Annotated in this window: 25 protein-coding genes; 10 read left to right on the top strand and 15 right to left on the bottom strand. The window is 59.5% G+C overall.

All coding sequences use genetic code 11. From position 1 onward, the window contains the following. Nucleotides 1–10 precede the first annotated feature (10 nt). Nucleotides 11–649 (bottom strand): TetR/AcrR family transcriptional regulator, encoded by a 639-nt coding sequence (locus ABXH05_RS06815; protein WP_353560352.1) that lies wholly within the window; start codon nt 647–649, stop codon nt 11–13. A gap of 155 nt (nt 650–804) precedes the next feature. Between ABXH05_RS06815 and ABXH05_RS06820 the strand changes: the two genes are divergently transcribed. Together ABXH05_RS06820 and bioB are read left to right on the top strand one after the other, a co-directional pair. After that, nucleotides 805–2,235, top strand: a complete 1,431-nt coding sequence (locus tag ABXH05_RS06820) for an NAD(P)-binding protein (RefSeq protein WP_353560353.1) — start codon at nt 805–807, stop codon at nt 2,233–2,235. 179 nt (nt 2,236–2,414) lie between these two features. Next, nucleotides 2,415–3,437 (top strand): biotin synthase BioB, encoded by a 1,023-nt coding sequence (gene bioB, locus ABXH05_RS06825; RefSeq protein ID WP_353560354.1) that lies wholly within the window; start codon nt 2,415–2,417, stop codon nt 3,435–3,437. Nucleotides 3,438–3,479: 42 nt separating this feature from the next. Here the strand turns inward: bioB and ABXH05_RS06830 are convergent, their stop codons facing one another. The 4 genes from ABXH05_RS06830 to ABXH05_RS06845 all read right to left on the bottom strand — a co-directional run bounded on the left by ABXH05_RS06830 (nt 3,480) and on the right by ABXH05_RS06845 (nt 7,190). Then, nucleotides 3,480–4,244, bottom strand: coding sequence for a TVP38/TMEM64 family protein (locus tag ABXH05_RS06830; RefSeq protein WP_353560355.1), 765 nt, complete (start codon nt 4,242–4,244; stop codon nt 3,480–3,482). 18 nt (nt 4,245–4,262) lie between these two features. Beyond that, nucleotides 4,263–5,033, bottom strand: a complete 771-nt coding sequence (locus ABXH05_RS06835) for a glycosyltransferase family 2 protein (protein ID WP_461494601.1) — start codon at nt 5,031–5,033, stop codon at nt 4,263–4,265. A gap of 97 nt (nt 5,034–5,130) precedes the next feature. Further along, on the bottom strand, nt 5,131–5,892 hold the full coding sequence (locus ABXH05_RS06840; RefSeq protein WP_353560357.1) for an FkbM family methyltransferase: 762 nt from the start codon (nt 5,890–5,892) through the stop codon (nt 5,131–5,133). Continuing rightward, nucleotides 5,889–7,190, bottom strand: a complete 1,302-nt coding sequence (locus ABXH05_RS06845) for an MFS transporter (RefSeq protein ID WP_353560358.1) — start codon at nt 7,188–7,190, stop codon at nt 5,889–5,891. The genes ABXH05_RS06840 and ABXH05_RS06845 overlap by 4 nt, the downstream gene beginning before the upstream one ends. Before the next feature lie 215 nt (nt 7,191–7,405). Here ABXH05_RS06845 and ABXH05_RS06850 point away from each other — a divergent pair, with 215 nt between their 5' ends. Beyond that, complete coding sequence (locus ABXH05_RS06850) at nt 7,406–8,665, top strand: cytochrome P450 (RefSeq protein ID WP_348136432.1); 1,260 nt, start codon at nt 7,406–7,408, stop codon at nt 8,663–8,665. Nucleotides 8,666–8,677: 12 nt separating this feature from the next. After that, nucleotides 8,678–9,937, top strand: a complete 1,260-nt coding sequence (locus tag ABXH05_RS06855) for a cytochrome P450 (RefSeq protein ID WP_353560359.1) — start codon at nt 8,678–8,680, stop codon at nt 9,935–9,937. A 62-nt stretch (nt 9,938–9,999) separates the two neighbouring features. On the opposite strand, the gene ABXH05_RS06860 is transcribed toward ABXH05_RS06855, so the two are convergent. The 3 genes from ABXH05_RS06860 to ABXH05_RS06870 are packed head-to-tail and all read right to left on the bottom strand — an operon-like array spanning nt 10,000 to nt 11,722. Continuing rightward, complete coding sequence (locus tag ABXH05_RS06860; RefSeq protein WP_353560360.1) at nt 10,000–10,794, bottom strand: sulfite exporter TauE/SafE family protein; 795 nt, start codon at nt 10,792–10,794, stop codon at nt 10,000–10,002. Further along, nucleotides 10,794–11,342: a rhodanese family protein gene (locus ABXH05_RS06865; protein ID WP_353560361.1), complete on the bottom strand. Its 549-nt coding sequence runs from the start codon at nt 11,340–11,342 to the stop codon at nt 10,794–10,796. Before ABXH05_RS06865 ends, ABXH05_RS06860 begins: the two co-directional genes overlap by 1 nt. Further along, the gene (locus ABXH05_RS06870) at nt 11,339–11,722 is read right to left on the bottom strand and encodes an ArsR/SmtB family transcription factor (protein ID WP_353560362.1); all 384 of its coding nucleotides are present in this window, start codon (nt 11,720–11,722) and stop codon (nt 11,339–11,341) included. The genes ABXH05_RS06865 and ABXH05_RS06870 overlap by 4 nt, the downstream gene beginning before the upstream one ends. A gap of 88 nt (nt 11,723–11,810) precedes the next feature. Here ABXH05_RS06870 and ABXH05_RS06875 point away from each other — a divergent pair, with 88 nt between their 5' ends. Further along, nucleotides 11,811–12,683 (top strand): MBL fold metallo-hydrolase, encoded by an 873-nt coding sequence (locus ABXH05_RS06875; protein ID WP_353560363.1) that lies wholly within the window; start codon nt 11,811–11,813, stop codon nt 12,681–12,683. Between the two features lie 10 nt (nt 12,684–12,693). Here the strand turns inward: ABXH05_RS06875 and ABXH05_RS06880 are convergent, their stop codons facing one another. Together ABXH05_RS06880 and ABXH05_RS06885 are read right to left on the bottom strand one after the other, a co-directional pair. Then, complete coding sequence (locus ABXH05_RS06880) at nt 12,694–13,275, bottom strand: DUF427 domain-containing protein (RefSeq protein ID WP_353560364.1); 582 nt, start codon at nt 13,273–13,275, stop codon at nt 12,694–12,696. Between the two features lie 12 nt (nt 13,276–13,287). After that, on the bottom strand, nt 13,288–14,088 hold the full coding sequence (locus ABXH05_RS06885) for an acyl-CoA thioesterase (protein ID WP_353560365.1): 801 nt from the start codon (nt 14,086–14,088) through the stop codon (nt 13,288–13,290). A 144-nt stretch (nt 14,089–14,232) separates the two neighbouring features. Here ABXH05_RS06885 and ABXH05_RS06890 point away from each other — a divergent pair, with 144 nt between their 5' ends. Genes ABXH05_RS06890 through ABXH05_RS06905 form a run of 4 tightly spaced genes read left to right on the top strand, consistent with a single transcriptional unit; the run spans nt 14,233 to nt 17,238 of the window. Continuing rightward, nucleotides 14,233–14,856, top strand: coding sequence for a TetR/AcrR family transcriptional regulator (locus tag ABXH05_RS06890; protein WP_353560366.1), 624 nt, complete (start codon nt 14,233–14,235; stop codon nt 14,854–14,856). Then, a complete protein-coding gene (locus ABXH05_RS06895) occupies nt 14,853–15,059 on the top strand; it encodes a hypothetical protein (RefSeq protein ID WP_052535471.1) in 207 nt (68 codons plus the stop codon). The genes ABXH05_RS06890 and ABXH05_RS06895 overlap by 4 nt, the downstream gene beginning before the upstream one ends. Next, nucleotides 15,056–15,964 (top strand): fatty acid desaturase, encoded by a 909-nt coding sequence (locus ABXH05_RS06900; protein ID WP_353560367.1) that lies wholly within the window; start codon nt 15,056–15,058, stop codon nt 15,962–15,964. The genes ABXH05_RS06895 and ABXH05_RS06900 overlap by 4 nt, the downstream gene beginning before the upstream one ends. A 50-nt stretch (nt 15,965–16,014) precedes the next feature. Then, nucleotides 16,015–17,238 carry a metal-dependent hydrolase family protein gene (locus ABXH05_RS06905; RefSeq protein ID WP_353560368.1) on the top strand — a complete coding sequence of 408 codons (1,224 nt, stop codon included), beginning with the start codon at nt 16,015–16,017 and terminating at the stop codon, nt 17,236–17,238. Between the two features lie 18 nt (nt 17,239–17,256). Here the strand turns inward: ABXH05_RS06905 and ABXH05_RS06910 are convergent, their stop codons facing one another. From ABXH05_RS06910 to ABXH05_RS06920, 3 genes are all read right to left on the bottom strand, one after another. Further along, nucleotides 17,257–17,727, bottom strand: a complete 471-nt coding sequence (locus ABXH05_RS06910; protein ID WP_353560369.1) for a group III truncated hemoglobin — start codon at nt 17,725–17,727, stop codon at nt 17,257–17,259. 114 nt (nt 17,728–17,841) lie between these two features. Beyond that, nucleotides 17,842–18,681 (bottom strand): class I SAM-dependent methyltransferase, encoded by an 840-nt coding sequence (locus ABXH05_RS06915; RefSeq protein WP_353560370.1) that lies wholly within the window; start codon nt 18,679–18,681, stop codon nt 17,842–17,844. Further along, on the bottom strand, nt 18,682–19,461 hold the full coding sequence (locus ABXH05_RS06920) for an SDR family NAD(P)-dependent oxidoreductase (RefSeq protein WP_348136449.1): 780 nt from the start codon (nt 19,459–19,461) through the stop codon (nt 18,682–18,684). A 236-nt stretch (nt 19,462–19,697) separates the two neighbouring features. Between ABXH05_RS06920 and ABXH05_RS06925 the strand changes: the two genes are divergently transcribed. Beyond that, on the top strand, nt 19,698–20,561 hold the full coding sequence (locus ABXH05_RS06925; protein ID WP_353560371.1) for a fatty acid desaturase family protein: 864 nt from the start codon (nt 19,698–19,700) through the stop codon (nt 20,559–20,561). Here ABXH05_RS06925 and ABXH05_RS06930 read toward each other — a convergent pair. Then, complete coding sequence (locus ABXH05_RS06930; RefSeq protein ID WP_353560372.1) at nt 20,558–22,153, bottom strand: DUF3336 domain-containing protein; 1,596 nt, start codon at nt 22,151–22,153, stop codon at nt 20,558–20,560. The two genes, ABXH05_RS06925 and ABXH05_RS06930, sit on opposite strands and share 4 nt — an antisense overlap. A gap of 220 nt (nt 22,154–22,373) precedes the next feature. Further along, nucleotides 22,374–23,159 carry an alpha/beta hydrolase gene (locus ABXH05_RS06935; RefSeq protein WP_353560373.1) on the bottom strand — a complete coding sequence of 262 codons (786 nt, stop codon included), beginning with the start codon at nt 23,157–23,159 and terminating at the stop codon, nt 22,374–22,376. Between the last annotated feature and the right edge of the window lie 49 nt (nt 23,160–23,208).

Here is a 23,208-nt window from a genome sequence, read left to right on the forward strand (position 1 = left end):
TGTTGACGCATCATTGATGGGCAGTGGCAGACCGAAGTTCCATCGCATCCACAAGAAGGCCAAGCGTGGTCAGTGCTCGCGCCTTCCAGTCACTCATATCCACAAGGCGGGATACTTCGTGCTGGCGCAGGCTGACATACCCATGCAGCAACGCCCATGTCTGCACCGCAGCGTCCTGTTTCTCCTTGTGGGTCGCTGTATCGGGAAGCAGCTTGGCCACATGCCACAACATCGTGTTGAAGGCCTTGGCGCCGACCAGTTCAGCGTCATGGGACGGCACAAATTCCGCATCCCGTTCGCCGAAGATAAGCCGATAGTGAGCTGCGTGGCTTTCCGCCATGTCGAGATATTGCTGCGAGGCACGCATGATGGTGTCCCGGTCGGAGAGACCAGCATCGGCAACGGTCATGCTCTCGATCACCAGATTGAAGCCCTCGATATACAGCGCATCCAGAATGCCCTGCTTACCCTGGAAGTGGCTGTAGATGCCGATGGTGGACGTCCCCGCCCTGGCAGCAATGGCACGAACGCTGAGCGACTTGATGCCACCTTCCAGAAATATGTCAGACGCCGCAGCCAGAATATTGGCCTTGGGATTGTCTGGATTTTGAGGCTTGGCCTCGGTTTTTCTAGCTGCTTTGCCGCTCATGAAAAGGATCGATCTTGAAAATGGGGAGACAGCGCTTGACACACCATAACACTGTTATTAGATATCCGCCCAGAACATAACAGCGTTATATCAAAGATCAAACCGAAATCTCCTGAACCCGCTAGGGCTCACAGACATCACAAGGGTGAAAGTTCATGACCGAGATACTGGAAACGGATTATCTGATCGTCGGCGCAGGTGCCATGGGCATGGCCTTTGTGGACACGCTGCTCAGCGAAACTGATGCACGCATTCTCATCGTCGATGGCCACGCCAAGCCCGGTGGTCACTGGAACGATGCCTACCCCTTCGTGACCCTGCATCAGCCCGCCTCCTTCTACGGCGTGGCGTCGCGCGAACTCTCCACCGGTGAAAAGGACCAGGCGGGCCTCAACAAAGGCCTGTGCGACCTGTCATCAGGCGCCGACATCAATTCATACTTTGACCATGTGATGCGCCACACCTTTCTGCCGAGCGGACGCGTGCAGTACTTTCCCATGAGCCACTACACAGGTGACTTCAACAGCGCGCACACATTCCATTCCCTCACCAGCGGCAAGCAGTACGAGGTGAAGGTCGCGAAGAAGATCGTCAACGCCACCTTCCTGAAAAACTCGGTGCCCTCCACCCACACGCCGAACTTTGCAGTCGAGGATGGCGTCAATTTCATGCCCCTGAATGACCTGCCGAAGGTCGACACTGCTCCTGACGGCTATGTAGTCATCGGCGGAGGCAAGACCGGCATCGACGCCTGTCTGTGGCTGCTGGAAACCGGTGTCGACCCGGATAGCATCTGCTGGATCAAGTCCCGCGACGCCTGGCTTCTGGATCGCAGCAATACCCAGCCGACACCGGAGTTCTTTGAAACCACAATCGGCACCCAGGCCGGCCAGATGGAAGCAATCGCCAGTGCTGAATCTCTGGAGGACATGTTCGACCGTCTGGAGGCTTGTGGCTACTTCGTGCGCCTGGACAAGAGCGTCAAGCCGACCATGTTCCACGGCGCGACAATCAGCCCGCTGGAACTGGAAGCCCTGCGCCGCATCAAGAACATCGTCCGCATGGGCCGTGTGCAGAAAGTGGGTGCGACTGAAATCATTCTGGACGAGGGTACCATCCCCACAACACCGGGCACGGTACATGTGGACTGTTCGGCGACAGCGGTCACCAACAAGGAGACGACCCCTGTCTTCAACAGGAATATCATCACCCCGCAGTTTGTGCGCTCCTACCAGCCTCTGTTCAGTGCCTCCCTCATCGCCCACACAGAAGCGATCTATGGCGATGACGACGAAACCAAGAAGAACCAGATCTGCGGCGTCGTCCCCCTTCCCGACAGTCTTGAGGACTTCGTGCGCTTCACCTTTGCGGCCATGATGAACCAGTACACCTGGTCACAGGAGCCCGGCCTTGATGTGTGGCTGCAAAACAACCGCCTGGACGGCTTTTCCAAGATGATCGCCGGCATCTCCCCGGACGACGAGAAGCGCATGGCTGTCCTCAAACGGATCCGCAAGGCAGCCGTTCCCGCGGTGACCAAGCTTGGCGAGTTTCTGAGCGAAATCGAGAAGAAAGCGGCCGCCTAGCTCTCAGGATACCAGCCAACCATCGGCCCCCGGGCGCGCTTGCCGTAGCGTTATGGGTGGGATTCCGGCAGATATGCGCGCTTGTACTCGCATTTGGCGGCGCAGGCAGGTAGGTTTGCCGGTAACCACGCGCATGTGCTGCGCGATACAGACCAGCGTATCCAAAAGAGGCCTGCCCCATGAGCACCCAACAGCAATCCGATCTGCGTAACGACTGGACCCGCGACGAGGTCAATGACCTGTTCGCCATGCCGTTCAACGATCTGCTGTTTGCAGCCCAGACGGCCCATCGCCGCTATTTTGATCCCAATGAAGTGCAGCAGTCAGAGCTGCTGTCCATCAAGACCGGCGGTTGCCCCGAGGATTGCGGCTACTGCTCCCAGTCCGCCAAATTCGAGACCGGCCTCAAGGCCTCCAAACTGATGGAAGTCGAAAAGGTGCTGACCGAAGCCCGCAAAGCCAAGGAGCGCGGCGCCACCCGCTATTGTATGGGCGCTGCCTGGCGCTCGCCCAAGGACCGCGACCTGGACGCCGTGTGCGCCATGGTGGAAGGCGTCAAGGACATGGGCATGGAAGCCTGTGTGACCCTTGGCATGCTCGACGCCATGCAGGCCAAGCGCCTGCGCGATGCGGGCCTCGACTACTACAACCACAACATCGACACCGGCCGCGAGTACTACAAAGACATCATCACAACGCGCACCTTCGATGATCGCATCGATACGCTGGCGCATGTGCGCGACGCAGGCATTCACGTGTGTTCCGGCGGCATCATCGGCATGGGCGAGGAAAAGAAGGACCGCGCCGACATGCTGATGGAACTGGCCAACCTTCCCGAACACCCCGAAAGCGTGCCCATCAACTCGCTGATGAAAGTCGGCGGGACCCCACTGGGCGAAGTGGAAGATCTGGACCCGCTGGACTTCGTGCGCACCATCGCCGTTGCAAAAATCATGATGCCCGCCTCCATGGTGCGCCTGTCAGCGGGCCGTGAACACATGTCTGATGAATTGCAGGCCCTGTGTTTCCTCGCCGGCGCCAACTCGATCTTCATCGGCGACAAGCTGCTTACAACGGACAACCCGGGTGAAGACCACGACAAGGCGCTTCTGGCACGCCTTGGCATGAAGCCCATGGCAGCCCACACCGCAGCCCCCGAAGTGAAGCCGGAACACATCGTTCCGTCTCACGCGGCCGAGTAGGCCGAAGACCCTGCACTCCGGGAAACTGTCTGGAAATACGGCCTATTTGACCGGGGTGTCTGCTTCCGGTGCTTCCACAGCATCATCAACAGCCTTCTGCCATCCTGACCGCTTCAGCGCCCGGCGAACCCACCAGGCAAAGACGATCCACAGCACGATGATACCCGCCATCAGGGCCAGGTCCATTGGATCACGGCTGGCGAGGAAGTCACCAAGGCTCGCACCCACATAGGCGACCACCGCCACCTTGGGGATGGTGCCAAGTCCCGTCCCAATGAGGAATTTGGCAAAGCTCACATGGCTGGCACCGAACGCCATGTTGAGAATGACGAAGGGCATGGTCGGCACGACGCGGCTGACAGCACTGGCCAGAATGCCATGGCGTCCAAGCGCCTCACTGATTGAATTGACGCGCACACCGGCAAACCGCCTCAGTGCCTGCGCGCCTGAGAAGTGCCCGGCCCAGTAAAAGACCGACGAACTGACAAGTGTCGCGCCCCACGCATAGGCAAAGCCAAGCCACGGACCGAAAACGACAATGGCCGCGGCTTGCAAAAGGAATTGTGGCGCGCCGAGTGCACCAAGCCCCACATAAACCAGAACAACCGCAAGCGGCGCGAGGATGGGATCATCCACACTGGCAATCATCGACGCGACATCGCCCTCGCCTTCAAGAGCAAGCCAGGCGCTGCCGAACAGAATGAGTGTGAGCGCTGTGCCGAACGCAAAGAACGCAAGGCCGATGACCATGACGGCCCGGCTGTCGAGCGCCCTCAACCGCGCCTTGATGCGTTCAGCAAGTGGCATGGTCTGCCAGAACTCCGGTTAGTCCGCTTGGTGACTGTCGTGGATGGTGTCGGGCCGGGAGATACGCCGCTGCAGCCACATGACGCCCGCAATATCAAAAATGCTGACGAACAGTCGGTCGAGCGTGCCGTATTTCGACGTGCCGTGCTCACGAAAGCGATGCTGCACATCATGGTTGATCACACGGTACCCATGCCGCTGCATGAGCGCCGGCAGGAACCGGTGCATGTGATTGAAATAGGGCAGCTCCATAAAGGCGTCGCGCGGAAACAGCTTGAGGCCACAGCCCGTGTCCGGCGTATCGTCCTTGAGAAGGCGGGCACGAATACGGTTGGCCCAGCGCGACGACACACGCTTGATCCACACATCGCGCCGCTTCATCCGGCGACCGGCGACCATCAGGTCTTCAGCACCTTCGAGCCTGCCCCACATGGCCGGAATGTCAGCCGGCACGTTCTGCCCGTCCCCATCCAGGGTCACGATCATCCGGCCCCGGGCGTAGCGTACGCCGGTGGCCACAGCACGGCTTTGGCCACAGCTGTTGGAATGAGTGATGATTCGCAGCGCCGGAAACGCCTGCTGCGTCTCTTTGAGCTTTTGCGGGGTCACATCGTCAGAGCCGTCATCCACATAGACGATCTCGTAATCTGCCCCGGTTTCGCGCAGGGCAGCATCGATTTCAGTCACCAGCGGAAGGATGTTTTCTGCCTCGTTCTTGACCGGCACAACGGCCGAAATCGCGAGGCTTTCAGGCGTAGTGGCCACAGGCGTGGGCTCCCCAGAAGGCATGCAGTCTTATCCGAAAGGGCCTCTTAGCACATTAGCGGCCCAAAGCACGCTTTTTGCGCAGGTTGAGGTAAATGGCAGCTGGCGGGTCTGACGTGGCCTAGGTCGGGATAAAGATGAAGTTGAAGACGTAGTTGGCCTTGCCGTCCGCTGACCTGTGGTGCACCTCAGGGTCAAAATGCGTAAGCGAGGTCAATTGGCCACGCCGCATGAAAAACCCCTGAAAGCCCATCTCACCGATCTCGCCCAGCATGTCCTCAATCGGCTCGCCCGTATGTGCCTCTTCCAGCTCGATGAGCAGGTTGGGCCGCTCGCGCTTCAAGGTTTCCCGCGCCCCGGCAATCACCGGTGCCTCAAAGCCTTCAACATCGATCTTGATGAACCCGATATTGCGCAGATCATAGCTGTCCAGCGTGCGCGTCTGCACCGTGACTTCCCCATGGGGAATATCCGCCTTGCGTGTGGACAGTGACCCGCCCTGATTGGAGTAGCCCTTGCGGCGCTGGGGAATGAACAGCCCTGCATCGCCGTCGCTGTCTGACAGGCCCACCGCATAGCTCGTGGCATTCTTCGGCAGCACCCGGTTCAGGATACCCAGCATCTTGGGGTTGGGCTCAAAGGCATGAACATGCTGCGCCGTGCGCGCCATCCACCATGTGTAGACACCGCGATTGGCCCCGATATCAATCGCGTCCTTATCGCGGGCACACAGATATGGCACGAGACCAAATTCCGGCTCGCCCTTGCGCAGTTCGCGATTGACCCGCCTGCGGATATCAACCGACGGCGGAACCAGCGCCAGCTTCACCCGCTCGGTCAGATCCGTTGGTGGTGTCCAGTCGGACGTATTGTTCGCACTCATGCCTGCTGCACCTCTTCAAGGCCACCGGCAACCACTGCCGCGCCCGCGCACATGACTGCGAATACAGCAATCACCACCCATGTGCCAGCCAGTGACGCCAAGGCACCAAACACAGCCGCGAGCATCAGCAGCCCGCCCACAATCGTGTTCGACAGGGCTGTATAGGCTGCCCTGTTATCGCCGGACCCCATATCGACAATGTGCGTAGACCGCCCAAGGCGTACACCCTTGTAGGCAATCATCAGTACAAAGAGGACCACGGCCATGGCATAGGCCAGAACCCATGTTGGCGCCAGAAAGGTAACGCTCAGGGCCAGCACCATGGAGACGCAGCCAAGCATGCCGGAGTAAATCAGCACCCGCCGCGACGAGCGGTCAGACAGGCGGCCCCAGAAGTACGAACTGACGACAGACGCCAGGCCCGAGGCAACAATGAAGGGGCCAAGCTGTGAGAGATCCGTGCCACCGCGCTGCGCCACAATGGTGACCAGATAAGGCGGCGCCAGGCCGGTAGCAATCAGCAGTCCGCGCGTCGCAATGAAACGTTGCAACTGCCTGTCTTCGCGCAGAAGGGACAGCTGGGACATGGCGGTAGAAAACGCGTTGCCGCCCCCTTCTGTTGCGCCCGGCTCCTCACGCAGGGTGAGAAACACCACAGCCGCCACGGTCCAGCAGCCGCCTGCAATAAAGAGTGCGGCAGACACCACCTCAACAGAACGCGTGAGAACATCAAACGAGAGCGCCAGCCCAAACGCCAGCACCACAAAAGCGGCAATACTGTCCGCCGTGCCGGTGGTCGTGCCGCGCTTGGCCTTGGAAACGGTTTTGCCCAGCACGTCCTTGTACGCGACGGAGGCGACCGACCGCGACAGGGCAAAAACGGCAAGCAGGCAGACAACAATCCACCCCACCATCGCACCATCAAAGATCAGCACCACGGCACCCATGGCAGCAACGCACACGCCCTGGATCAGGCTGGAAATTGCCCACGCCCATTTGCGCACCGGCAGCGCACGGATGGCTCCAGCGGCAAACAGCTGCGGCACCAGCGCCCCCGCCTCACGCAATGGGACCAGCAGGCCAATGAGAAACGCCGGTGCGCCAAGCGCGTTGAGCACCCACGCAAGAATGAGTTTGGGGTCAGACAGGCCGTCCCCCGCTTTGGTCGCGGCCAGGCTTATGAGGTGAGCAGAGACGTTTTCCGGCTGTGCATTGCACGCACTTTCAGGGATGTCGCGGCAGACCCGGCCTTCGTCATCGCCGAAAAGCGCGTCATATGCCGTGTTGTGCAAAGCCAAATCAAACGTCTCCAGTGGTCTTGAGTAATCTCATGTCGAAGTTTCGCAGGCCAGAAACCACCGCAGCACCCCGATTTCAAGGCTGACAGCCCGCCAGCCTTAATCACAGGCACTTTTCCCCTTGCGGACCAATTGAATGCGGAGTTACGCTACGCATTAAGTGAATGCGCAGCGCCAGACCCAAAATGCTGCCACGCTTTGGAGGGACAAGACCAATGAGCCAGGCTTTCAAGCACACGCCACCGGCCACACAGCCGCTGACCAGCAAGACCAATGTTGCCGATCCGGCATTGTGGGAGAGCTACAGCTACTTCCCGATCTTCGAGCAAATGCGTCAGGAAGACCCGGTACATTACTGCGCGGAGAGCAATTACGGCCCCTATTGGTCCGTCACCCGCTACGACGACATCATGGCGGTGGATACCAACCACCATGTCTATTCGTCAGACGCACATCTGGGCGGCATCATCATCGATGATGGCATTCAGAATGACCCGGAGAACGACTTCAAGGCGGTGAACTTCATCGCCATGGACAAGCCGAAACACGACGAGCAACGAAAATCGGTGAACGGCATCACCAACCCCAACAATCTCCAGCATTTTGGCGACATCATCCGCAAGCGCACGTCGAACTTGCTGGACGACCTGCCGGTAGGCGAGGAATTCGACTGGGTGTCGACCGTGTCCATCGAATTGACGACACAGATGCTCGCCACCATGTTCGATTTCCCTTTCGAAGACCGCCACAAGCTCACGCGCTGGTCTGATGTATCCACTGCGGAGCCAGGGTCAGGCATCGTTGAAACCCAGCAGCAGCGCATCGACGAGCTGATGGAGATGGCCGCCTATTTCAGCGACCTGCAACAAAGCCGCAAGGACAAGCCGGACAACATCGACCTGCTCACCATGATGACCCACAGCCCGGCCATGGCGAACATGCCACCGGAAGAGTTTCTGGGAAATCTCTCCCTACTCATCGTTGGCGGCAACGACACAACCCGCAATTCCATGACCGGCGGCGTGTTCGGTTTCAGCCTGTTCCCGGACCAATGGGACAAGATGGTCGCCGACCCCTCGCTCATCGACAACGCGGTCGCTGAAATCATCCGCTGGCAGACCCCCCTTGCCCATATGCGCCGTACCGCCCTGGAGGACGCGATCCTCGGCGGCAAACAGATTCGCAAGGGCGACAAGGTGGTGATGTGGTACGCCTCGGGCAACCGGGACACAGCCATCTTTGATGACCCGGACAAGATCATCATCGACCGCAAGAATGCGCGCCGCCATCTGTCATTTGGCTTCGGCATCCATCGCTGCATGGGCAACCGCATCGGTGAATTGCAGCTGCGCATTTTGTGGGAAGAAGTTCTCAAGCGCTTCTCCCGCATCGAAGTGACCGGTGAGCCGGCGCTTACAAACTCAAACTTCGTCAAGGGCTACACGTCCCTGCCCGTCAAGTTGCATGCACTCTAGGAGGTCATCCCGATGAGTCAGGCTTTTACCTATACGCCCACATCCGATGTGGAACTCAGCAGTGCCACAAACATTGCTGATCCAGATATCTGGTCAAACTATGAGTACTTCCCGATCTTTGAAAAGATGCGGAACGAAGAACCGGTGCATTATTGTGCGGATAGCACCTACGGGCCGTACTGGTCTGTCACCCGCTATGAAGACATCATGGCGGTAGACACCAACCACCACGTCTATTCGTCAGAAGCAGACTTCGGCGGGATCGTCATCGACGACCGGATCGCCATTGATCCGGAAACCAACTACAAGTCCGCCAGCTTCATCTCGATGGACCAGCCCAAGCACGACGACCAGCGCAAGTCCGTAAACGGCATCACCAACCCGAACAACCTTCAGCATTTCGGCGATATTATCCGAACACGAACGGTAAACCTGTTGGACAGCCTGCCGGTCGGCGAAGAGTTTGACTGGGTGCCGACAGTCTCCATCGAGCTGACGACCCAGATGCTGGCCACGCTGTTTGATTTCCCATTTGAAGATCGTCACAAGCTGACGCGTTGGTCTGACGTGATCACCGCGGAACCTGAGTCTGACATCGTCGAGAACCAGGAAGCCCGCGTTGCAGAACTCAACGAGATGGCCGCGTATTTCGTGGAGCTTCAGAAAAGCCGGATCGACAAGCCGGACAGCATTGATCTTCTGACCATGATGACCCACAGCCCGGCCATGGCGAAAATGCCGCCGGAAGAATTCATGGGCAATCTGGCGCTGCTCATTGTGGGCGGCAACGACACCACCAGAAACTCGATGACAGGCAGCATCTTCGGCATGCACCTGTTCCCCAACGAGTTTAAGAAGATGGTGGCGGACCCTTCTCTCATCGACAATGCAGTCGCTGAAATCATCCGCTGGCAGACACCCCTGTCGCATATGCGGCGCACCGCCTTGCAGGATGCTGTGCTGGGCGGCAAGCAGATCCGCAAGGGTGACAAGGTCGTGATGTGGTACGCGTCCGGCAACCGCGACACAGCGATCTTTGATGATCCCGACAGCATCATCATCGACCGCAAGAATGCGCGCCGTCATCTGTCGTTTGGCTTTGGCATTCACCGCTGCATGGGCAACCGCATCGGTGAGCTTCAGTTGCGCATTTTGTGGGAGGAAATCCTCAAGCGCTTCTCCCGCGTGGAAGTCACCGGCGAACCGGTGCTGACGCATTCCAACTTCGTCAAGGGATACGCATCCCTGCCAGTTAAACTGCACGCCCTCTAGACGCAGCATATACGTGCAGTGGCAGCACCCGGTCCTCACAAGGTGAGGCCGGGTGTTTTGCGTTAGAGCGCTTGCCAGATGATGAAAGCACCGACACACATAACGAGCACCGCAAAGACAATGGTGAGCAGATTGCCCGCGTCACCCAGGGCCTTGGAGGCGCGCTGTCCGGCAAACCCGCCCACTACGCCACCTGCAATCATGGCCACGGCAACCGGCCAGTTCACCAGACCCGAAACCGCATAGTTCGCAGCAGTCGTCGCGCCAAACGCCAGCACGGCAACAAGTGATGTCCCCACGGCGATGCGCATGGGCATGTGTGTTGCAGCCATCAGCCCCGGCGCGATCAAGAACCCACCGCCAATGCCGAAGAACCCGGCAGCGGTCCCCGCACCAAATCCGAACGGAACAAGACGAGGCAGAAGCGCGCGCGCGGATTGCAGCGTCAACCGTACATCAGGCTGGTCCTCACTGGACTTGGGCACAATCGTCCAGATGCCAATCAGAATCATGGCACCACCGAACGCTGCCAGCAGCAAATCGCCATCTATCGCCTTGCCGAGGCTTGAGCCCGCATAGGCGCCAATGATGCCGGCAATGCTGAAGACAACAGCGCAGCGCCATTTGACGGTTCCCGCGCGGGCATGAGCAACCAGACCTGAGGCCGCATTGGCCGCGACACCAACGGCGGCCGTGCCAATGGCCATATGCGGGCTGGCCACGCCGACCACATAAAGCAGAAGCGGGACAGCGAGGATGGATCCGCCACCGCCCACCAGCCCAAGGACGAAGCCCACAAGCACACCCACACCGCTGGCAAGCGCCAGCATGCTCGGGTCTGCCAGAAAGACATCCATTACGCGTTGGCCCCAGCGGTGTCAGAGTCGGACATTTCAGGGGCCCGGTTCCAGGGCATCAAAGCCAGCAGCCGTGCCATGCCACACCAGCCCGACGCACCGGCAAAGAACAGGCCTGCGCCGACGAAAGCGGACAAGCCAAAGAAGCCGGGCGAAACAAGATAGCCAAGCACCACGCCCAGCATCACGAGGCCACCGGCGGTCATCTGAACCTGCCGCATGATCTCAAGCGGAGCGTTGGGTGTTTTCTCAACCGCAAGACCAGCCTTCTTCCAGGCATCAAGACCACCCTCCAGGACATAGGCCGTGCCGGGGGCCGATGCCGACAGAACGCCCGCAAGGGCCTGCGTGCGGTTGCCGGAACGACAATGGAAGATGACATCACCCGAATCGCCCCCAAGCTCAGTGGGCACTTTGGAGGCGGGAATGCAGCGCGATCCGGCAATGCGTTCACGCATATGCTCATCGCGCTCGCGCACATCAATCAGGCGCGTGCCCTGGGCGACACGCAGCTTTGCGTCTTCTGGGGTAATCGGGTGAAGCGTCATGATTTTCGTCCTTTTCGTACTGGGGAAGCAGTTTCGGTTTCTGGCGGACAGAACATGTCGTGCAACAGCATCACCAGCCGCTCCACGCGGGTATCGCTGATGCGGTAGAGCACCGACTGGGCCTCACGCCGCGTTTCGACCATGCCGTCATCACGCAGCAGCGCCAGATGCTGAGACAGGGCCGACTGGGAGAGCCCCACGTCAGACGCAAGCGACCCGACCGAAGCCTCCCCCACCTCGATCAATCGACACAGCACCAGCAGACGCCGCTCATTGGACATCGCCTTGATAAAGGCTGCGGCTTCGGCGGCCTTTGCGGCCATGTCCTGCGCCTGCCCTGTGGCCGGTCGGCCAGCGGGTGCTTTTGTCGCAACGTTCATTCTGCATCCCTATATATTAGATATTGCTAAATTAGTGTTTCCTAATATATATGTCAAGCAACATGACCTCGAGAATGTGGAGAGCAGCATGACTAAGCACCCGGACGTGCAGGCCTTCTTTGATCCCCAGACCAATACGGTGAGCTATCTGGTGTCGGAGCCAGATGGCGCGGCCGCGCTGATAATCGACCCGGTGCTGGACTACGACCACGCAGGCGGCACATTCCACACGGCTGGAGCGCAGGCGATCCTCGATGCAGCGAACGAGCGTGGCCTGACCGTTGAGTGGATACTCGAAACCCACGCCCATGCGGACCATCTGTCCGCAGCCCCCTATCTCAAGGAAAAGACCGGCGCCCCCATCGCCATCGGCGAGCACATCACGCAGGTGCAGACCATCTTTGCACCGGTGTTCGCTGCCAAGGATGTAAGCGGCACCGGTGCTGAGTTTGATCGGCTGCTGAGCGACGGCGACACGCTGACCGTCGGCGCCCTCACCGTGGACGTGATGCACACCCCCGGACACACACCCGCCTGCGTGTCGTACCGCATTGGCGATGCTGTCTTTGTGGGCGACACGCTGTTTATGCCGGACTACGGCACCGCGCGTACGGACTTTCCAGGTGGTGACGCCCACGCGCTCTACACATCCATTCAGCACATTCTGTCATTGCCACCACAAACGCGCCTGTTCATGTGCCATGACTATCTGCCCACCGAAGGCCGAAAGACCCATGCGTGGGAAACGACCGTGGCCGACCAGCGCGCCCGCAACGTGCATGTACATGAAGGAACCAGCGAGGCGGCGTTTGTCGAGATGCGCAATTCTCGGGATGCCGGCCTGCCGGCGCCGCGGCTGCTATTGCCATCGGTTCAGGTCAACATTCGTGCCGGACACCTGCCACCGCCCGACGACAACGGGACGACCTATCTGCGCATACCGGTGAAACCAGCCGCCTAGACGACGCGCGCTACCAGCTCTGCGTGCCCGGATCGCCCTTGATGGGCCCCTTGATGGCGGACGTTACCCAGCCTGCATAGTAGCCGCCGGGCTGCGGTGTCACTTGTTCCTTGCCAACAAAGCACGCGTCAACGCGGGCAGGATAAAACGCGATCCACCCGGCAATACGGGCCATGTTGGGATCAAGATCATCCAGTGGCTCAGGATATGAGAAGGCTGCGTACTCAACGCGCGCGTCCGGCAGCACCAGATCATGGTGCACAGCGGCCCCTTTCCACTCGCACACCGTCACATAGTCGGTCTCGCGCAGCACGCCATCAACAACGTCCTCCGGCGGCACGAAATAGACCGGCGCACCAGCCGTCTCGACCACACGCAGGGCCCGGTCGCTTTTCGCAATCACCTGCCCTGCATGCTCGACACGCACCGGTCCCATGGCACCACGCAGTTCAGGCGGACGGGGATAGTCCCAGACGGATTCCTCGCCGGGCGCCACAGGATCAATCTGGGCTGGCCGCTCGCTGTTGCGCCAGGCGTTACGCCCCGCTCCCACGCGGTCCAGTAGCCATTGCTTGTCTGGTATCTTTGTCACGCTTGGGCTGCCTTAAGGATAAACAGCAAGGGTCTGCTCGCTGACGGCCGCCGCCTGCCCTTCGGGCGTCCACAACGTTGTGACGTGGTGACCAAAGCCATCGCGCAGTGACGTCAGCTTGGTGTGAATAAGCCACCAGCCACTTTCATCAACCGGCTTGGGCGGCTCGAACAGCGACACCGACCACGCCACGGTGCTGGACTTGGCAAGGCCCGGCATCACGCCGATAGCGGGTGATGGAATGGCGTCTGAGAACAGAACGCTCAATGCCTCAAGGCCGATCTGGCCATCACGCGCCCGCAGCCAGGTAAGGCTGTCCGTCTCCGTTGACCCTGAATAGGGAATGGCACCGCGCACCCAGCGAAACTCGAAATGCTGCAGGAACTTTGGCATCAGGCCGTCCACATAGGGGGCGGGCTCAATCGTATCCGGCCCCGGCGTATCTGCAGGCGGCACCGGCGGCGGCACGCGATCCACACTGTCCAACGGCAGACCAAAGATTGCCCGCGTCGTGGCAACACGCTCACCGTTCTGGAACCCGATGGCCCGGATCTGGGTGAGGTTGCGCCCGTCGCGCTCCATGGAAGGCTCAAAGCGCAGAGCCCCTGGCCCGGACGGCCGCACAAAGGTCGTCTGCAGCGCCCGCAAGCGCCGGTCCGGTGCTGCCAGGTGACGCGCCGCCATCAGACCCAGCGCCGCAACGAGACCACCAAAGGCAGCCCGGCCCTGAAGCCAGTCATCTGTCAGTGTGTAGATGGTGGCGTCGCCGTCACGCTCAAATTGGGTGGTCAGATGTTCAAGTGTTGTGAGCATGGAGGTTTGCTTTCAGTCTGTTTGCCCAAGATTTGGCTCGATTCCTGGAAGAAGCAAGTAAATGCCTGCTTTCCCAGCCCATGTAGGCATTGACAACATACAGGACCATTCTTATGTTGGCATTGTCTACATAAGGAGCGATCTGTGTCATACCATCATGGAAGCCTGCGCAAGGACCTCATCGAGCGCGCGGCGGAAGTCATTGCCAGCGACGGCATCGAGAAGCTGAGCCTGCGGGCATTGGCACGCGACCTTGGCGTGTCCCACACGGCTCCGGCGCGTCATTTCAAGGACAAGGCCTCCCTCATCAAGGCATTGGCTCAGGAAAGCTTCGGCGTTCTCATTACAGAGCTCGACGCAGCCACAGAACGCGCCGGCAGCGACCCCATGGCCCGCTACAACGCCATCGGCAAAGCCCTTGTCCACTTCGCGCTGGACCGGCCTGCCTACTTCAGAGCCATGTCTCATCCGGATGTGCGCGACGGATCAGACAAGGAACTTGTGCGCATGCATGCCGCCTACATGTCCCGCCTGCTTGACGCAGCCAAGGCCGCGCAGGCCGTAGGCTGGCTGCCCGGCAAGACCCCGGAATTCGCGGTGCTCTATTCCAGCGCCGCCGCCTACGGCATTTCACAACTCCTGACCAACACCTTGGACAAGAGTTTGCTCGCCGGCATTGATCCCAGCGCCCTTGGCGATGAGGTGATCGACCTGGTTGTGGCACCCAACAGCACACCCTCAATTTCCAACTCAGGAGATGCATCATGAAGGACATGATCCTCGCCACCCTGAAAAACCTGTTCGCCATAGGGCCGATCCTGTTTGGCGTGGCCTTTCTGGCACCGGTGTTTTCAGAACTTATGATCGCCGCAGACATCACACAGCCCTTCGGACTGCCACCCATCGCCATCGGCCTCGTCGCAGGTCTTGGCTGGGGCAGCTACGCCTATGTGAAAGGAAGCTGGGTATGAGCACGATGATGAACGCAGCCACCAGCGCACCACCCCTGACCCATGAGCGCGATGCTGAACTGCGCCGACAGGAATTTGCCATCGCCAAGAAATACACCGGCGGCACGCCCTGGCGTATTGTCTTCTGGGGACTGGGCAATGTGGCCGTCTGGCTCTCCCTGTGGCCGCTGGTGATGACCGGTGTCCTGCCCCTATGGGCGGGCTTCATCCTCGCCACCCTGTGTGTGACCGTCTGCTATCTGCCGTCACACGAAGCGCAGCACAACAACATCGCGCGCCCCAAAACATCCCTGCGCTGGCTCAACGAGTTGGTCGGCCATGTCTCCACCATTCCCATGGTGCTGCCTTATCGGACGGCACGGCTCACTCACCTTGAGCACCACGCCCACACCAACAATCCCGAGCTCGACCCGGACTATGGCGTGACCGCCGATGGCTGGTGGCCAGCCATCTCAAAATCGCTCCGCGCCCGGATTAACCGCAGCGGCGCGGGTCAGAACGCAGCCTATGCAGCCGCCCTTGACCGGATCGGTGGTGAAGCCGCCGCCAAAGCCCGCATTGAAGCCCTTGCGATGAACCTCGCCTATTGGGGCGTACTCACCGCCCTCGCCTGGAGCGGATTTGCGCTGGAAGCCCTGCTGCTGTGGTGGCTGCCGCGCCATGTGGGCGTGACCTATATCTCGCTGCTGCTCAGCTGGGCCCCGCACCATCCCGGAGAACTGACCGGCCGCTACAAGGACACCCGCGCCTTCAAGTACCGCTTCGGCAATATCCTTGCCATGGGGATGGAGTATCACATCATCCATCACCTCCACCCATCGATACCGCTGCACAAGAACATGCCCGCCTATCGGGAGCTGAAACCCATTCTTGAAGAACGCGGCTGCGATCTGGGCGGGCTATAGGCTACACTGCGCGCTGAACAAACAATTTCAGCGCGCAGGAACTCCCCAACATGCGAACGATCATCCGCAACGGCCATGTGCTTGACACCGCAACCATGCAAATGACTGGCGAGCAGACGGTGGTCATTGAAGATGGTGTGATTGTGGATGTCGGCACAGCTGCATCCGGCGCCCAAGCTGATCTCGACATGGACGCCGCCGGCCAGTTTGTTCTGCCCGGTCTCATCGATGCTCATGTGCACTTCCGTCTGGCGACACTGGATTTCAGCAAGCTCGCCACATGGACCGAAGTTGAATACGGCATCGCCATGACGAAACTCGCCCGCGAGACACTTACGCGGGGCTTCACCACCGTGCGCGACATTGGCGGTGATGTATCGGGCCTCATGCGTGCGATCCGCACCGGTGCCATTCCCGGCCCGCGCATCTTTCATGCAGGACGCATGCTGTCGCAGACCGGCGGTCATGCAGATGCGGAAGGCGGCCCCCGGCCTGTACCGACCTGTGCCTGTGAAATGCGCCATACGGCTTTCGGCATCGTCGCCGATGGCGTGGAAGCCGTCCGCAAGGCAGCGCGGCACAATCTGCGCGACGGCGTCGACTTTCTGAAGATTCATGTCTCAGGCGGTGTTGCCACACCGTCTGACCCGCTCGACTCGATCCAGTACACACCCGACGAGATCCGCACCGTGGTGCAGGAAGCGCAGCACCGGCATACCTATGTGGCTGCCCACGCCTACAGCCCGCAATCCATCTCCATGGCCGTGACAAACGGTGTGCACACCATCGAGCACGGCAACCTGATTGACGCGGACGCCGCTTCCAAAATGGCCGACGCGGATGCAGTGTTGGTGCCAACGCTTGTGACCTATCTGGCCATGCAGGAGGTTGGCAAACAGCTCGGCCTGCCGCAGACCAACATCGACAAGAACAAGGTGGTGGCCGACGCAGGCATTGCGTCGCTGGAAATTGCCAAGCAGGCAGGCGTTACCATGGGCTTTGGCACAGACCTGATTGGCGAGACCCAGGGAATGCAGAACCGCGAGTTTTCCATTCGCGCTGAAGCCCTGTCAGCCGCCGAGATACTTCACGCCATGTATGTGGTGAACGCGCAGCTGTGCCGTCTTGAAGGAACGGTGGGTGTCGTGGCACCCGGAGCGGCTGGTGACATCGTCATTGCAAAGACGAACCCGCTCGACGACATCAACGTCCTTGCAGACCCGCAAAACAACTTTGCGCACATCTTGCAGGCCGGGCAGCCGATTGCACGATAAGCGGATCGCCTAGCTACGCTAGGACCGGTTAAGACCGGGAATGCCAAACAGCGCCAGTTGCAGGCTCTGCGCGATCCGCTCTGCCCGCTGCATGAAATAGGCGACCGTCTTCTGGGACCCGGACAACTCTTCCAGAGTTTGCCGGAAGAGACCAAGCCAGATGGCAAAGTGTTCTTTTTGAATGGATGCGTGCTTTTGATGTGCAGGAACCGGCTTGCCCGAATAGCGCCCTGCATTCATGGCGACGGACGCCCAGAAGTCTTTCATGGTCGCCAGATGCGGACCCCAGTTGTCTCCGATGGCCGCATTGAAGATCGGGCCCAGCGTCGTGTCATCACGAATACGCCCGTAGAACGTCTCGACGAGCCGGTCGATGAAGGCATCATCAATGCCAAGCGACGCCGCATTGTCCTGAATTTCCTTGCGCCGTTCCTCTGCCGTTCTAAGGCGGGTGCGCGGCTCTTCCGGGGTGGTGGGGTTATTTGTCATCGTGACGTCAGCATGGCCTGAGATGGCCGCACTTAAAACCACAGGGGCACTCTTCAGGCTGCGCTACGTCGCCTCACCCGGCCCGGACATGAGCATATCCGGGCCGAACGCAGTCTATGCAGTGGCGGAAACGATCCAGACACCCGCACCAAGCATCACCTTGTCGTCCACCATCTTGGCTGCCATGGCGTCTGTCAGGTCACTCAGGACCGCTTCTTTTTCAGCGTCGGTCTTGTCCATCATCACCCGTGAGATCGGCCCGCGAAGCATCAGGCTTTCTGCAGCATCGCGCGCAGAACTGCCCTGGTTGAGCTTGGTCGCAAAGGGCTCTGCCTTGGCGTTGGACCATCCCGCATCGCCCAGAATGCCGAGCGTGCGCTCAATGTCTGCAAAGGCGAAGGGACCCGGCGCATACGGATCCGGCGGCGGTGGAAATCCCACATGCTTCTTGGCAATACCAAGCCCGATATGCACCCACTCGTTCTCACGCACCGGCTGCCAGCAGATGAACACCATCCGGCCACCTGGCTTGGTGTGCGCATGAATATTCTTGAAAGCCACTGTCGGCTCCTCAAAGAACATGACACCGAAGCGCGAGATCACCAGATCAGCAGCATCACCCAGGCCCTCGGTCTGCGCATCACCCACAGCAAAGCTGGCATGGCTCGCGCCCTGCGTTTCTGCACGGCTCTTGGCGAGGTCCAGCATGGGCTGGGAAATATCGACGCCATGAACAGAGCCGGAAGTACCCACCGCCGCGGCGGCCTTCAGCGACGTATCGCCGGTGCCGCAGCCAATATCGAGAACCCGCTCGCCTTTCGCAGGCACGGCATGTGCCATCAACTGCTCCGTAAACGGAGCAAGGAAGCGATCCATCTCTTCCTGGCCGGAAACCCAGCTGGAGCCACCATTGCCGTTCCAGAATTCCTTCTGGTCCTGATTGATTGCGGTCATCTATCGGCCACCCTGTCCGTCATCTACGGTAATCACCGTCCCGGTGACGCATTCAGACGAAGGCGACAGCAGGAACAGCAATGTTGAATCCATCTGCTCAGCTGTGCAGATGCGCTTGCGCGGGAAGTGCTTTGAAAAGTCACCCATCCGCTCAAGCATGCCTTCGAGCATTTCCGTCATGAAAGCGCCCGGGGCGATCCCGTTTACATTGATGTTGTAGCGCGCCCATTCAACCGCCAAGGCTTCCGACATGCGCGCAATGGCGCGCTTGGTGATGGAGTAAAGCGCAGCCCCATTGCCGTCATACCGGTAGGCGGCAACGGACGCGATGTTGACGATGCGGCCGGGCTTCTCAGCGGCGATCAACCGTTTGGCGACTTCGGCTGCAAGAATGTATGGCCCGCGCAGATTGGTATCGATGACCCGGTCAATCAGATCGACTTCCATCTTGTGCGCACGCTGCGCGTCAGGAATGCCGGCATTATTGATGAGGATGTCGACCGTCCCAAACGCTGCTTCCGCATCGGCCACAACTTTCTTGATGTTGTCGGCATCGGTCATGTCCAGCGGCAGCGCGAGCGCTGTACCGCCCAGGCTTTCGATCTGGGCTTTGACTTCCTCAAGACGCTCGACCCGTCGCCCGGTCAGCACAACTTTGGCACCACTTTGCGCCAGCACATGGGCAAACCGCTTACCCAGTCCCGAGGTCGTTCCCGTCACCAGCGCCACGCGGCCAGATAGGTCCGACGAAAATCGCGGGGCTTCAATTGCTTCAGCCATTCAAACATCTCCCTGTCGTGTTTTCGGTAATTTTTGTCGCCCCATCCTTACCGGTCCCCAGGATCAGCGGCAAATTTCCAGGACAAATTGGCGTGCATGACAGCCATCCATTTGCGGAGTATAACTACGCACAAATGCCCGCACGGCTCCAGCCGTTGCAGCGCAACATATATGCCCCAATATGAACTCATATCGGCGTATATCACCGTCGTGTTTCATGCCCGGAGATGTCCTGAATGCTGCCTGAGCTCAAACCCCACAGCGACGCCATGGCCACCACCGCCCACGCCATGATCGGCGGTGTCGTCTGGCAAACCGTTGCCCTGTCACTGGGGGCAGCAGCAGTCATCATCACCATCATGACCCTTGGCGCTTTGGAACTTGTACCGCTCTGGGCTGTAGCCATCGTGATCTATGTCAGCGTGTATCTGAGCTACACAGCGCTGCATGAGTCAGTGCACCAGAACATCACCGGCGGCCGCCAGGATCTAGCCTGGATCAACCGGGCCATCGGTACATTGTCCGCATTCTTTCTGTCTCACTCCTGTGAGATGCATCGCACGATCCATCTCACGCACCACCGCAATACCAATGACCCCGAGCATGATCCCGACCATTGGGTGAAGGGATCAAACTGGCTGATGACGCTGCTCCGCAGCATGACGATCTTTAACGGGTACTTTTTGTTTTGCCGCCGCCACTGGGACGACAAACGCATGCGCCGTGCCTATTGGATCGGCCTGCGCGACACGATGATTGCCACCGTTGCATTGGTGGCGATAGCGGTGTTTGTGGATTGGAAGCTGGCGCTGTTTGGTTATGCGATACCCGCCATGCTGGCCGCCATGACGCTGGGCCTGTTGTTCGACTACTTCGTGCACACACCGCACAAGGCCCGCGCAAGGTTCGAGAACACCCGCGTGTTTGTGTTTCCTGGCTGGCTCGACACGCTGGTCACCTGGGCCTATGTGCAGCAGAACTATCACGGCGTGCACCACGCCTTTCCCCGCATACCCTTCACCAAGTACCGGGCGTTCTATCGCAAAACGCAAGACGACATCACCGACGCCGGCATGCCGGTCGCAAAGCCACTTGGCTAGGCAGCGTTGGATGCACCCGTACGTCGTGTCTTGGTCTTCGTTTTAGTTCGGGCCTTTGCCGCAGCCCGCTTGGGTTTGCTGCCTGCAGTCCGCCCGCGGGTGCTGGACAGTGCGCTGCGCTCGGCATTCACCCGCGACACAGTTTCAGAGGTCAGGTCAATCTCGAGCGCGTCGTAGTCAACAAGAATACGATCCAGCGTTCGGCTGATCTTTGTGCACACACGGATCATTTCCAGCTTCGGCCACGTTGCCCGCTCCCCCTCTTCCACAAAGGACAGAACTTCTTCCTGGGTTGGGTGTGACAGGAGCTTGCGTGGATCAAACAGGCGTGCTGCCGGAATGATGTTGATGTCGCCTGTATAGGTCTGTGTCGCAATCGATGAGAACATCGACAGGATGAAATTCAGCCTTGGCATATCGCGCGTGAACACCTGCGTGATCGACACACCGCTTCTGATAATCTCTTTCGTCCAGCGCTCGACCTGTTGCGAAATCATCGCCGAGAACCCGCGCTCCGTCTTGGGATCGCGGATCCAGGGGATCACCAGCGGGTTCACCATCGACACAACGAAATGGTTCACGCCGTAAAGGCGGGTCAGTCGCTTGGCAGGCAGGTCATCATGGACCGAACCGTCCACCCATTTACGGGTCGGCAGATAGGGCTGGCGCTCGCCGCCCACGCTCTTGGCTTCAAGCATCACGGGCGGAAACACACCCGGTACGGCGCTGGATGCCAGAATGGCCTTGCGCACATACACATTCGGCGACGTGATGGCGTTCAACAGCCGCGAAGTCTGATGCATCTCAGCAGGTGCAACCGACACGTTGATGTGGCGGCCGGTTTTCTCAAACGCTTCCTGGAAGGTGAGGTCAGGCACCAACCGCGCAATCATTTCTTCCACTTCGTGGATATCAAGCTGCGGGTGGCGACCCCACAGGGCGCGGTCAAACCAGCTCGCCTCACGGCGTGCTTCAAGTGCAAGAGCAGGTTCAGCAATCAGCCGCGCCAGTTGTGCATCGCTGTTGGTGCCGATGACAGCAGCAACGATGGAACCCGCACTTGAGCCCGATACAACGGTCGGCAGAAGATCGTTCTCAATCAGCGCCTTCACGACACCCATGTGATAGTTGCCGAGAATGCCTCCACCCGAAAGCATGAGCGCCGTCCGCCCATAGCAGTGGCTGGCCCGGCGAAAGAAATCGATCTTTTCTTCGAAGGAGATTTCGTCCGTCTCAAGCGCTGCAAGATGCTCGAGCGCAGAAACGATCTCGCCCACATAATCTTCAATGAGCTTCTTCGTGCCGAACTTGGCGCGGTTGTAGAGGATGGGCTTGCCCATGCCGCCCATATTGCCGTGGATGCCTTCATTGAGCGCAAACAGCAGCCCAACATCATCATGACGGGCCCGCAGTTCCCGCAGGCGATCCAGCCGCGAGCGAATTTCAACGTGGTCGTAGAGACGCGTCTGATCCATACGCTTCCACCGGTCCAGACCGGTTTTGGCGTCATGTTCCTTTGCAGCGTCCGCCCACTCTTCATGGGTTTCCGCAGCCGACATCGCCTCTTCAATCTTGCTCAGACCATTGAACATGCACACTGACCTCTCGTTTCTTGGCGCCAGTACACACCCGCGACATGCTGCGGTGCAACAACTCTTTCGTCGCAGGGCTTAATGTTAACATAATCAATGGCTTAAGAGCCTTCAAGAAGCCTTCCAGCCCGGCTGACTCATTGTCGATCAGCCGAACATGGATCTGACTCGCCCGGATCCAAAACCATGGTGACCAGGTCCCAGGCAGAGGCGATTCCTCCTATCCGGCGAGAAAGCGCTCCTCAAGCCACGCGTTGATGGTACTGGCGCTTTCCTCCCACGCCGGATCAAGCATGAGATTATGTGCTCCGGTCACGACTCTAAGTGATGCCTGGAAAACTGTGGAAAGCCACTCCTGGTCCGCCATGGGAATGGACCAGTCATCGCGACCGGCGACCACAAGCACCGGCCTGGTATCAAGGTCCGGGGTCTCAGGCGGCGGGCGTTTGAAGAGCTCATGCATGGCACGCGGAGATTCGCCGCAGAGCTGGCTGATATATGTGGCTTTCAGGTCTTCATCCAGATTGTCGCCATAAAAGAAAGAGATGAACGCCGGCAGCCCGCCCTCAAAGTCACCCTTTACCTGTGCCTTGTAGAGCGCGATGGGATGCTGACGCAGCATCCGCCACGCGACACCCATGGAAGGCCTCATGGGTGAAGAGGCCAGCAGGACGGTACCAACAGCAGCAGTATTCCGGACACGGACCATCTGCGAAAGGACGCCGCCAAGCGAATGACCAATGAGAACCACATTACTGCCCAAACGCGCAATCATTTCGTTCACGTCATTAACAAAGTCATCCATGCCCGGCTGGTCTACGGCAAGGTTGCCGGGGCTCTGTCCATGACCGCGCGTGCTCATGGCGTGTGCAGCCCAGCCCCGCTCTGCAAACCACGGGAGGAAGTGATGGTCCCAGCACCGGGCATCGTGAAATCCACCATGGAGAAACAGTAGCTGCGGACGGCCCGGCACAGCTGTGCCGCGGGAAATCAGTTCGAGTGTCATGGCGTCCTCTTGATGTGGCGTCCAGCATGGACGCTTGCGCTCGGCGCAC

The sequence above is a fragment of the Pyruvatibacter sp. HU-CL02332 genome (assembly GCF_040362765.1).
GTDB lineage: Bacteria > Pseudomonadota > Alphaproteobacteria > CGMCC-115125 > CGMCC-115125 > Pyruvatibacter.